The sequence below is a fragment of the Catonella sp. genome (assembly GCF_052173895.1).
GTDB lineage: Bacteria > Bacillota > Clostridia > Lachnospirales > Lachnospiraceae > Catonella.
Map to the genome: position 1 here is coordinate 27,793 of NZ_JBQMXS010000011.1, position 12,389 is coordinate 40,181.

Here is a 12,389-nt window from a genome sequence, read left to right on the forward strand (position 1 = left end):
CTCTCTCGAATAAATATTCTTAATATAATCCACTATATACATAGTATAACACAGTTTAATGAATATTTAAAGCATAAATTTGTATAAATATGCATTATTTTAGCAATGTACTCCTCAACCCCCAAAAAACAAATGCTCTATAAGTATCTTAGTTCCTATTATTATAAGCACTACTCCACCCACAATTTCTGCCTTAACCTTTAGTTTTTCACCAAATATACTGCCAAGCTTAAATCCTACTACACAACATACAAAGGTTATCACACCTATTATAGATATGGCAGGTACAATTTTTACTTTAAGGAAAGCAAAGGTAACTCCTATGGCTAGTGCATCTATACTTGTAGCAATAGCAAGAGTTACCATTGTTTTTACATCCATAGAATTATTTACTACTTCACAGGATTTTGCCTCTTTTATCATATTTATCCCAATAATTCCAAGTAAGACAAAGGCTATCCAATGATCAATAAAACTTACCACATTTTGAAAACTGCTCCCTAAAATATAGCCGATTAAAGGCATCAAAGCCTGAAAAATTCCAAAATAAAGCCCACAAAGCAGGGCTTTTTTTATGTCCATCCTTTTAACAGCTAAGCCTTTACAGACGGAAACTGCAAAGGCATCCATCGAAAGTCCTACTCCAATAAATAATATGTCAAAAATATTCATAACAAACCTCATCCTTATAGCTAGATAAAGTGCATAAATATTTAATAAACAATAAATATTTATGCACTCATATCAACTTTATACTTCAAATAATATATCACTGTAAGTTGGTACAGGCCAGTAAGCCTTATCAACTATCACCTCAAGACTGTCAATTTTTTCACGAAGTCTTGCCATCATAGGAGTAGCTTCCACGTTAAATCTTTCTGCCTGCTCTTTTCCCTCGTCTAATTTTTTTGCCTCTATGATTAATATCTCTAAGTCATCCGAGATTTTATTAGCTTCTTCAAGAATCAGAGAAATTTTCTTCAAAAGATCTTTCTGCATAGAACATTCAAGCCCCAAGCCTGTCTTTTCCATTTCATTTATAGACTTTGCAAGTACAGTCTGATACTTAATTACTGCCGGAACAAAGAGCCTTCTTACCATATCTATCATGGTTTTTGCCTCAATATTTATAGTCTTAGTGTACTTTTCATATTGTATCTCGGCTCTGGACTCAAGCTCCGTACGGTTTAATACCTTTTCCTTTTCAAATACTTCTATTGTATGGTCACTTACAAGCGAAGGTATTGCCTCTACCATTGACTTTGTATTTGGCAGTCCCCTTCTTTTCGCCTCTTGAACCCACTCATCTGAGTAGCCATTTCCATTAAAAATAATTCTCCTATGCTCTGTAAGTGTATCTATAATGAGGTCATGCACCGCCTGATTAAAGTCTTCAGCCTTTTCAAGTTCATCTGCCATATTCCTAAATACATTTGCAACTATGGTATTTAGTACAGTATTCGCCCCTGCTATCGACATAGAGGAAGCTACCATCCTATACTCAAACTTATTACCAGTAAATGCAAACGGTGAAGTTCTGTTCCTATCCGTTGCATCAAGTAAAAGATTTGGCAGACTATGTACACCTATATCAAGTTTTCTACCCTGCTTACTCGAAGTTGCCTCACCGGTTTCTATTACCTGCTTAACCAAGTCCTCAAGCTGGTCACCAAGAAAGATTGAAATAATTGCAGGAGGAGCTTCGTCTGCACCGAGCCTATGCTCATTACCAGGATTTGAGGCGGAAAGCCTAAGAAGTACTGCATTTTCATCTACTGCTTTTATGATAGCCGCAAGTACGAGCATAAACTGTACATTTTCATGTGGTGTTTTACCGGGATCTAACATATTCTTTCCAGTATCTGTAACTATGGACCAGTTATTATGTTTGCCTGAACCGTTCACTCCAGCAAAAGGCTTTTCATGTAAAAGACATTCAAGCCCATGGCGTTTTGCTACCTTTTTCATAGTCTCCATCACGAGCTGATTATGGTCAGTTGCTATATTGGCTGTTGTATATACAGGTGCCATTTCATGCTGTGCAGGAGCTACTTCATTATGCTGAGTCTTCGCATAGATTCCAAGTTTCCAACATTCTTCATTTAACTCCTTCATAAAGAGTTCTATGCGTTCCGGAATATTTCCATAATAATGATCATCCAGTTCCTGAGTCTTTGGAGGCATAGCTCCAAAAAGGGTACGACCTGTAAATAATAAGTCCTCCCTCTTTAAAAAATCTTTTCTATCTATCAGGAAATACTCCTGCTCAGGCCCTACGGAACAGCTCACACTGGTTACATCCTCATCGCCAAATAGCTTTGCTATACGAGTAGCCTGTTTGCTTATTGCCTCCATAGAGCGAAGTAGAGGAGTTTTTTCATCAAGTGCCTCTCCGGTATAAGAACAAAATGCAGTAGGTATGCAAAGAGTAACTCCGGCAGTATCTTCCTTCAAAAAAGCCGGTGAAGTACAGTCCCAAGCCGTATATCCCCTTGCCTCAAATGTTGCCCTAAGTCCTCCTGACGGAAATGAAGACGCATCAGATTCTCCCTTTATAAGCTCTTTCCCTGAGAATCGCATTATAATTCCACCCTTGCCCTCAGGCTTAAGAAATGAATCATGCTTTTCAGCAGTTATACCTGTCATCGGCTGAAACCAATGTGAAAAATGCGTAGCTCCTCTTTCCATAGCCCAGGCTTTCATAGCATGCGCCACAGCCCTTGCTATCTTCTCATTAAGATCTTCACCATTGTCAATAGTCTTCCTGAGTTCTTTATATACATCACTCGGAAGCCTGTCCTTCATCACTTCATCATTAAAGACATTTTTAGCAAAATCTCTTGGCAGAACAAATTTTCCCTCACCCATATTTCTCCTCTTTATATGATAATATTTTCACAAAGTTTTGATAAAGTATATTTACTCCAGATACCACTGATCTTTGTTCTCATAGTCATCATCTGTTTTAACCAAGTTCATACATTTTATAAGCACCTTTTCCATCATAATTGATATTAGAAGAGTTACAGTAACAGGTACTATAAGTAACGCCAGTCCCGCCGAAATATATACTAATACAAAACCGCCAAAGAGCAGTATTATTGAAACAATGGTAGTAAGAAAGTGTCTGATTGACAAATAAAATGACAACTTAAATAATCCGGATAATCTCAGAGAAAATCTTGAAATAAGCGGATAAATGTATATCATTATAAAGGCAAGTACCGCTGCTATAATAAAATAAATATACCTCATATAGGTAAAACTGTTCTGTATAAAATCTACCGAAAACTTAACATCTATATACAATATTATGCCTGCAATTACCATAATGAGACCTACTATGAAACTTTGCTTAAAATCACGCTTAAAACCTTTGAAAAACTCCTTAACAGGATAGCTTCTGTCACGCCTTATTGATTTTACGGATGCATAATAAAGGGCTGAAATAGCAGGTCCAATTGTTACAATAGGTATACAGACAATAATAAATACAATATTAAGTGCCACTACATCGAAAAGTTTCCCCATAAACCGAAAAAAAACATTATTTACATTAAATAAATTTCCCATTATATACCTCTGTTTATAAATGCTTAGTAAATCAAAATAACTTTTATAATTATCTATGTAATTATGGGAGATGTCAAGTAAAAAATAATGTCATACTTCTTTATAACTCTTAGGACTCCAAATATTTTGTGAATTCATAGCTTCTATTAAATACCCTTTTTCTTCCAGCATAGCCTCAATCTCATCTATTATTTTTATAGAACGAGCTTCTACTGTATGATAGTGGTAGCCATGGGTTATATTTTTTAACGGTGTGGAAACACCGCTTTTCAAATCATTCATAAAATTGGCAATATCTCGTCTTGAACTTATGTTCAAAGGCACACTGATAGTACCGTACACCCTATGCTCCACAAATACATCAAGCACTGTACCGCCCAAATCTATTATACTCGTAAGTTCCTCTTCAATGTCAGCATCGTCATGCCTAACCTTAAAAATACGCCTATTTTCCATAAGTCCCGATAAAACATATCCATTTCTTGTAGCCGTTAAGTCAGGAAACTTAGTTCTGATAATTGCTATGTCCGTCACTATTACCTGACGGCTTACTCCTAATTCAGACGCAAGAGTACCGCCGGATACCGGAACTGATGACGATAAAAGTATATCTACAATCTTATTTCTTCGTTCAACACCTCTTAAACCTTGCATATCTCCTCCGAATGCATATTTTTCATAGAAATATCCAATATTGGAGCGGAATGTGTAATTGCTCCGCTTGATATGTAGTTTACACCTAAGTCTGCCAGTTTTGCAACATTTTCTGCCGTTATATTGCCCGAACATTCTGTTTCTGCTTTTCCGTCAATTATTTTAAGAGCTTCTTTCATAGTTTCATAGTCCATATTATCAAGCATTATTATATCTGCCCCTGCTTCTATTGCTTCTCTTACCATATCGAGATTTTCTGCTTCTATCTCAATCTTTCTTACAAAGGATACTGTATTTCTTGCCATCTTTACCGCATTCTTTATGCCTCCTGCTGCCGCTATATGGTTATCTTTAAGCATAACTCCATCAGACAGATTGAACCTGTGATTGTTTCCGCCACCTACCTTAACTGCATATTTTTCAAAAATCCTGTTGCAAGGTGTGGTCTTTCTTGTATCAAGCAGTTTTATATCACTTCCCTCTAAAATTTCCACTATGGAGCGAGTATATGTTGCAATACCGCTCATATGTTGCAAATAATTAAGGGCAGTGCGTTCTCCTGATAAAAGAGAATGTAAATCTCCTCTAAGCATCGCAAGTTTCTGCCCTGATTTTACTAAATCACCGTCACTTACCATAAATTCTATTTCTATTTCTTTATCAAGCAGTTCAAATACTCTTGCAAATACCTTAAGCCCCGCAATTACACCATCCTGTTTTGCTATAAGTTCCACTGAACCTCTACAAGCATTTGGAAGAACCGCATCTGATGAAATATCTCCAAAAGTAATGTCTTCCTTTAGTGCAAGAAGTATCAGTTCATCCGCATTTAACTCCATTGTAATCTTGTTCATTTTGATTTTTCGACCTTTCTATTTCATTAATTATTAAACTTCTATATTCTTCAAATAAGGCATCAATATCTCTATATTCTTCGTGCAGATTATAAATTATTTTATGAGTTTCATCAAGTTTTGTAATCGGCTCATTATTACATCTGTTCTTCACTATGTCACTTGACGCCCGCTTTGCAAATACAAGACTTTCCAACAGTGAATTACTGGCTAGACGATTTCGTCCATGTACACCGTTACAGCTTGTTTCCCCCACTGCGTATAGATTTTTCATACTACTTCTGCTGTAACTGTCTACATCTATTCCTCCCATAAAATAATGCTGAGCGGGAACTACCGGAATAGGCTCTTTGGTACAGTCAAATCCTTCTTCCAAGCATTTTTCATATATATGCTTAAAATGCCCCATAATTTCACTTCTATCTATATTTTCCATAGATAGCCACACATACTTTGCTCCGCTCCGTCTCATTTCTGTAAAAATAGCCTCCGTTACTATATCCCTTGGCAAAAGTTCATTTACAAACCTCTTACCGTCTGCATTTAGAAGTATTCCTCCCTCTCCCCTTACAGACTCAGTTATAAGAAATGCCCTGCCTTTCTTCCCTGTATAAAGTGTTGTAGGATGTATCTGTATATAATCCATATTTTTCAGCTTAATTCCATGTTTTATTGCTATTGCGAGTGCATCTCCCATAATGTGACTATAATTTGTGGAATGCTCATACAGTCCGCCTAAGCCTCCACAAGCAAGTACCGTATCCTTTGCTTCAATAGTAATCAGATTGGCATAAGGCTCTTTAAAATTGACAGATGATTTTTCTTTATAATCCTTAGAATGTATGGCAGTTATTCCCCTGCATATTTTCATCCCTTTATATTCAAAAGTCAATATATCTATCATTGTTATATCTTCCAACAGACTTATATTACTTCTACTCTTAACCTCTTTGATTAAAGTTTCGGTTATTATCTTTCCTGTTATGTCCTCATGAAATAAGATTCGTGGAACTGAATGAGCCCCCTCCTTAGTATAAATTAAGTTCCCATCCTCATCCTTTGCAAAATCAACTCCAAAATCTATAAGTTCTTTAATAACCGCCTGAGATGATTTAATCATTATTTCTACTGACTCTCTGCAGTTTTCATAATGTCCTGCACGAAGTGTATCTTTAAAATACTTGTCATAGTCTGCCTCGTTTCTCAGAACACAGATACCTCCTTGTGCAAGATAAGAATCACATTCATGTACCTTTGCCTTTGTAATAACAGTAACCTGCAAGTTCTCAGGTAAATTCAATGCACAGTAAAGTCCTGCAACCCCGCTCCCTACTATAAGTACATCTGTCTGTAATCTCATAATATTCTCCATTTATATCCTTGCAAAGTCAAGCATTCTGTTTAATGAATGTATTGCCTGCCTACTTATATTATCGTCTATCTCTGCTACTGTATTCTCATTTATCAGACAATCATACACACTTTCCAGTGTCAATTTGCGCATACTGTTACAGACACCTTTTTTTATAAAATGAAATGTTTTTTGCGGATTTTGTGCATTTAACTTATGTGACACTCCGATTTCTGTGCATACAATAAATTCTTTACAACTACTTTCAGATGCAAATCTTATAATATCACTCGTACTTCCTACATAATCTGAAATTTCGCATACCTCAATACGACATTCAGGATGTGTCAGTACCTGTGCTTCAGGATGCTCCTTTTTAGCCTTAAGCACATCATCAACCATTATTCCATGATGTACATAACAGTAACCTCTGCCCGGAATAATATTCTTGTCAGGCAGTTTGCCGGCTATCCATCTCGCAAGATTGCCGTCAGGAATCATATAAATATTTTTTTGCGGCAGAGCCTTGACTATATTTAAGGCATTTGAAGAAGTTACACAAACATCACAGAGTGCCTTTGTCTTTGCAGATGAATTTATATAACACACTACTGCAAGGTCTTCATATTTTTCTCTCATAGCTATAATCTCTTTTTTATCTGCCATCCCTGCCATCGGACATTCGGCTGACATATCAGGAATCAAAACTTTCTTATCAGGATTTATAATACTTGCACTTTCTCCCATAAAAGTTACTCCACAAAAAACTATTACTTTATTGGGAAGTTTTTTTACCATATTTGCAAGATAAAATGAATCTCCAACATAGTCTGCAATATCCTGTATTTCACCATCAACATAGTAGTGCGCCAATATGGCTGCATCTTTTTCTTTGCACAATTCTCTTATCTTTTGGGATAAATTCACTTCATTGACCGTAGACTTAATATCATTTCCCATAACATTCCTTTCCAACACTGTTTAAGTGTTCTTTGGAATGTTATAATAACACATAAGTTTACATCTGACAAGACACTTGTTAAGTTATATTAAATTAAGTCTTTACACATCTTGATTTCACCGTAAATTTTTATATATAAAAGAAAAAAGATGAGATAAATAATCCATAGAAATTATTTATCTCATCTTTTTTACTCAAATACATATTAAATTATATAGCTCTAACTTTCAGCACTCCCTCTATTTCACTAAGAGCCTTCCTCATCTCTCCACTAACTTCCTTATCAATATCAAATACAGAGTACGCATAATCCCCCCTGCTCTTGTTTACAAGCTCTTCTATGTTTACATTATAAGAAGAAAGTACGGTTGTAAACTTTGTAATCATACTTGGGATATTCTTATGTAAAATGGTTATTCTTGCCTTACTTGTCAGCTTTGCCACCTCACAGTTAGGATAATTTACAGAATTCTTGATACTTCCATTCTCAAGGTAGTCTGTTATCTCCTTAACTGCCATTACTGCACAATTATCTTCCGACTCCTCCGTAGAAGCCCCAAGATGCGGTATGGCAATAACTCCCTCCATATTGGCACTCTTTTCATTTGGGAAATCGGTTACATACTTTCTTACCTTACCCTCTTTTAGAGCCTTTTCTATATCTTCATCTTTTACAAGGGCATCTCTTGAGAAGTTTAAGAGAACTACTCCATCTTTCATTATCTTTAAGCTGTCAGCATCAATCATGTGTCTTGTTGCATCCATAAGAGGTACATGAACTGTAATGTAGTCACAAGTTTTATAAATTTCTTCCACTGTCTTTACATGAACTACATCTCTTGAAAGACTCCATGCGTGTTCTACGGAAATATAAGGGTCACATCCATAAACTTCCATCCCCAGTCTCTTAGCCGCATTTGCAACTAAAACACCTATTGCACCGAGTCCAATCACTCCCAGCTTTTTACCCTCTATTTCATTGCCTGCAAAGTTACTTTTTTCTTTCTCTACAAGCTTAGAAAGTCCCTCTGCTCCCTTATTAGCCTGAACCCAGCCTATACCCCCTACTACATCTCTTGCAGCAAGTAACATACCTGCTATTACAAGTTCTTTAACTGCATTTGCATTTGCCCCCGGCGTATTAAATACCACTATGCCCTGTTCTGCACACTTATCAAGGGGGATATTATTCACTCCTGCACCTGCCCTTGCAACTGCAAGCAGATTATCACCAAATTCCAGTGTCTTCATATCCGCACTTCTTACAAGAACTGCATCTGCCTCATTTAATTCCTCTACAAAACTATAATTTTCTGTAAATTCTTTAAGTCCTATGTCTGATATTTTATTCAGTTTCTTTATCTTGTACATAACTCTTTCCCCTTTTATCTGCTGATTTATTTCAAATTTTCTTCTTCAAATTTTTTCATAAATCCTACCAGTTTTTCCACTCCTTCTAAAGGCATGGCATTGTAAATACTTGCTCTCATTCCACCTACGCTTCTATGCCCTTTAAGGTTTACAAAACCTGCCGCAGAAGCCTCTTTTATAAATTTTGCATCAAGTTCATCATCTCCTGTAACAAAAGGTACATTCATCAGCGAACGGTCTTCTTTTCTGACAGTGCCTTTAAAAAGTTTGCTATTATCAAGGAAATCATAAAGAATACCAGCTTTTTTCTCATTTTTCTCCTTCATCACGCCAAGTCCACCCTGAGCCTTAAGCCATTTAAATACCTTTCCACATACATAGATGCCGTAAGCAGGAGGGGTATTATAAAGCGATTTATTATCTGCATGAATTTTATATTTCATCATAGTTGGTGTACCGGGAAGTACATCTTCTGTAATCAAATCTTCTCTTATAATTACTATAACAGTTCCTGCCGGACCGATGTTTTTTTGTACTCCTCCATAAATAATACCGTATTTACTTACATCTACCGGCTCACTTAGAAAGCAGGATGAAACATCGGCTACCAAAGTCTTACCCTTTGTATTCGGAAGTGTTTTGAACTTAGTTCCGTATATTGTATTATTTTCACATATATATACATAGTCTGCATTTTCCCTAATAGGAAGATTACTACAATCAGGAATATATGAAAAAGTTTCATCGGCAGAGGAAGCTACTGCTAACGCATCACCATAAATCTTAGCCTCTGCAAATGCCTTCTTTGCCCACTGACCTGTAATAATATAGTCAGCAACCTTGTTTTTCATAAGGTTCATAGGAATCATGGCAAACTGAAGTGAGGCTCCTCCCTGTAAGAAAAGTACCTTATAATTATCAGGTATGTTCATAAGCTCTCTAAGGTCTGCTTCCGCAGTATTTATAATATTTTCAAAAGCTTTGGAACGGTGGCTCATCTCCATAACGGACATTCCGGTTCCGCCATAATTCATCATTTCTTCCTGACACTCTCTTAGCACTTCCTCAGGAAGTACCGCAGGTCCTGCTGAAAAATTATATACTCTTTCCATAAATATTCCCTCCTCTATATCGTTAAAATATTCACAAATATCACTCTTATACTTTATCGCTTTGGTGCGCTAAAGTCAAGTTATTTCTAGCACTTACTAATTGAAATTTATCTCTCCATACAAACAAGAAACTCTGTTGTATCTTCTTCATATTTCTTTTTATTTGTCAAGCTAAAACCATGTCTCTTATAAAATGATATTGCTTTTATATTTTTTTCTAATGCCCACAAAAAGTTAACATCCTTTTCTGCTATTCCATATTCTAATAATTCAGCCCCGATAGCTTTTCCTTGAAGAGCAGGTTCAACAAATAATCTTTTCACTTCTCGTTTTTCTACTTGAATAAATCCTTTTACAACACCATCATCATAAACCCAAATACTATCTAGTTCTTTCACAAAACTTTCTGCCATATTAAAAACCGTTAACTCCTCAAAATAGAAAGTATCTTCTTGAAATATCGGATAAAAATTCAATCTGTAATTAAATACAAATATTTCAGCTATTCTTCCTAAATCATCAATTTTTGCTTGTCTTATATAATTCATGCTTCACACCACCAAATTAAAATTTGTCGCTTTCAAATTATTTAGCAAAGTTGACGCTCCGAATGATAACATTTCAGACTCGCTCCGGCATCCGCTTCGCTACGCCTAATGCGCTCGCTTAGAATTTATCATTCGGAGCTGTCATCATAAAGTTATGGGGATAATAATTCAAATACCAAATTAAAGACAGCTTCAAAGTTATAGTTAAAGAAACAGCCCTTACTTTATGCAAGTCTGTTTCTTTAACTTTTATCTTTACTTCTTAACCTTAGCTTCCTTTTCCTTTACATCTTCCTCAGAGAAGGTCTCCTCAAGGGTAGCACCGGCAGGAACCATAGGCCATACACTCTCATTCCTGTCTATAACTACCTCTATAAATACAGGCCCCTTAGCCTTAAGAGCCTTCTTTATAACTTCCTCTACTTCCTCTTTTTTGGTTACTCTAAAAGCAGTTATGCTCATTGCTTCAGCAAGCTTAACATAGTCAATATCCTGAGAAAGCATGGTCTGTGAATATCTCTTGCCATAAAAAAGTGTCTGCCACTGTCTTACCATACCAAGTACATTGTTATTAAATACAACTTCAATTATAGGTACATTATAATGTGCTACCGTCGCAAGCTCATTCATATTCATACGAAAACAGCCATCTCCTGCAAGGTTAATAACCTGCTTATCAGGACAACCTATCTGGGCTCCAATAGCAGCTCCAAGACCATATCCCATAGTTCCAAGACCACCTGAAGTAAGCAGGGTTCTAGGCTTACTATACTTATAGAACTGTGCAGCCCACATCTGGTGCTGTCCTACTTCTGTAGAAATGATTGCATCACCCTTTGTAAGTCTGTAAAGCTCTTCTATAAAATATTGTCCTGTAAGTTCAGCCTCATTATATCTAAGCGGAAATTTCGACTGCATCTCAGCTATATGCTCCATCCATTCCTCATGGTCTTGCTGCTTAAGCTTCCTATTAAGCTCCTTAAGCACATCCTGAACATCACCTTCAACACTAAGGTCAACCTTAATATTCTTATTTATCTCAGCAGGATCAATGTCTATATGCAAAATCTTTGCTCTCTTTGCAAAACTCTTGGTATTACCAGTAACTCTGTCTGAGAATCTTGCTCCGAGAACAACCAAAAGGTCACATTCCGTTACTGAGAAATTCGCTGTCTTAGTGCCATGCATACCTATCATTCCCATATAACGCTTATCAGTACCGTCAAATGCTCCCTTTCCCATAAGCGAATCACAGACAGGCGCATCCATAAGGTCTACCAAGTCTTTTATCTCTTTATGTGCTTCCGAAATAATAGCTCCGCCACCTATGAAAATAACAGGACGTTTAGCCTTTGCTATCATCTCTGCTGCCTTATCAAGCTCTTTATCAGTGAAATTATCCACTATCTTTTTCTTTTCTTCTTTCTTTATTTCTTCTTTTTTGTATTCACATTTATTAGCAGTTACATCCTTTGTAATATCTATAAGTACAGGTCCCGGTCTACCTGTTGATGCTATTTTAAATGCCCTTCTTATTGTTTTTGCAAGTTTCTTTACATCTTTTACAATGAAGTTATGCTTTGTAATAGGCATTGTTACACCTGTTATATCAACCTCCTGAAAAGAATCCTTACCAAGAAGATTTGTACCTACATTACCTGTAATTGCGACCATAGGAACTGAATCCATATATGCATTTGCAATTCCTGTTACAAGGTTTGTCGCTCCCGGCCCACTTGTAGCAAGGCAGACTCCGACCTTACCTGTAGCTCTTGCATATCCGTCAGCCGCATGTGCAGCTCCCTGCTCGTGAGAAGTAAGGATATGTTTTATTTCATCCTGATGACGATAAAGTTCGTCATAGAGGTTAAGTACTGCTCCACCAGGATAACCAAAAATAGTATCTACCCCCTGCTCCTTCAAACATTCAACAAGAATCTGTGATCCATTAAGTTCTGCCATAAA

11 protein-coding genes are annotated in these 12,389 nt (G+C 36.5%); all 11 read right to left on the bottom strand.

The window, feature by feature from the left end:
- Positions 1-114 precede the first annotated feature (114 nt).
- Positions 115-672, bottom strand: coding sequence for a manganese efflux pump MntP (locus ACTTG8_RS04125; protein ID WP_442560860.1), 558 nt, complete (start codon positions 670-672; stop codon positions 115-117).
- Between the two features lie 78 nt (positions 673-750).
- Positions 751-2,868, bottom strand: a complete 2,118-nt coding sequence (locus ACTTG8_RS04130; protein ID WP_442560861.1) for a glutamine synthetase III family protein — start codon at positions 2,866-2,868, stop codon at positions 751-753.
- Between the two features lie 51 nt (positions 2,869-2,919).
- On the bottom strand, positions 2,920-3,573 hold the full coding sequence (locus ACTTG8_RS04135) for a YesL family protein (protein ID WP_442560862.1): 654 nt from the start codon (positions 3,571-3,573) through the stop codon (positions 2,920-2,922).
- Positions 3,574-3,663: 90 nt separating this feature from the next.
- Complete coding sequence (locus tag ACTTG8_RS04140; RefSeq protein ID WP_442560863.1) at positions 3,664-4,227, bottom strand: transcription repressor NadR; 564 nt, start codon at positions 4,225-4,227, stop codon at positions 3,664-3,666.
- Positions 4,215-5,081, bottom strand: coding sequence for a carboxylating nicotinate-nucleotide diphosphorylase (gene nadC, locus ACTTG8_RS04145; RefSeq protein WP_442560864.1), 867 nt, complete (start codon positions 5,079-5,081; stop codon positions 4,215-4,217). Before nadC ends, ACTTG8_RS04140 begins: the two co-directional genes overlap by 13 nt.
- Positions 5,047-6,441: an L-aspartate oxidase gene (locus ACTTG8_RS04150; RefSeq protein WP_442560865.1), complete on the bottom strand. Its 1,395-nt coding sequence runs from the start codon at positions 6,439-6,441 to the stop codon at positions 5,047-5,049. The genes nadC and ACTTG8_RS04150 overlap by 35 nt, the downstream gene beginning before the upstream one ends.
- Positions 6,442-6,453: 12 nt before the next feature.
- Positions 6,454-7,359: a quinolinate synthase NadA gene (gene nadA / locus ACTTG8_RS04155; RefSeq protein ID WP_442560884.1), complete on the bottom strand. Its 906-nt coding sequence runs from the start codon at positions 7,357-7,359 to the stop codon at positions 6,454-6,456.
- A gap of 244 nt (positions 7,360-7,603) precedes the next feature.
- A complete protein-coding gene (locus ACTTG8_RS04160) occupies positions 7,604-8,764 on the bottom strand; it encodes a phosphoglycerate dehydrogenase (protein ID WP_442560866.1) in 1,161 nt (386 codons plus the stop codon).
- 26 nt (positions 8,765-8,790) lie between these two features.
- Entirely contained in the window at positions 8,791-9,876 is a 1,086-nt protein-coding gene (serC, locus tag ACTTG8_RS04165) for a 3-phosphoserine/phosphohydroxythreonine transaminase (protein ID WP_442560867.1), read from the bottom strand.
- Between the two features lie 107 nt (positions 9,877-9,983).
- Positions 9,984-10,424 (bottom strand): GNAT family N-acetyltransferase, encoded by a 441-nt coding sequence (locus tag ACTTG8_RS04170; protein ID WP_442560868.1) that lies wholly within the window; start codon positions 10,422-10,424, stop codon positions 9,984-9,986.
- Positions 10,425-10,679: 255 nt separating this feature from the next.
- On the bottom strand, positions 10,680-12,386 hold the full coding sequence (gene ilvB, locus ACTTG8_RS04175) for a biosynthetic-type acetolactate synthase large subunit (RefSeq protein WP_442560869.1): 1,707 nt from the start codon (positions 12,384-12,386) through the stop codon (positions 10,680-10,682).
- Between the last annotated feature and the right edge of the window lie 3 nt (positions 12,387-12,389).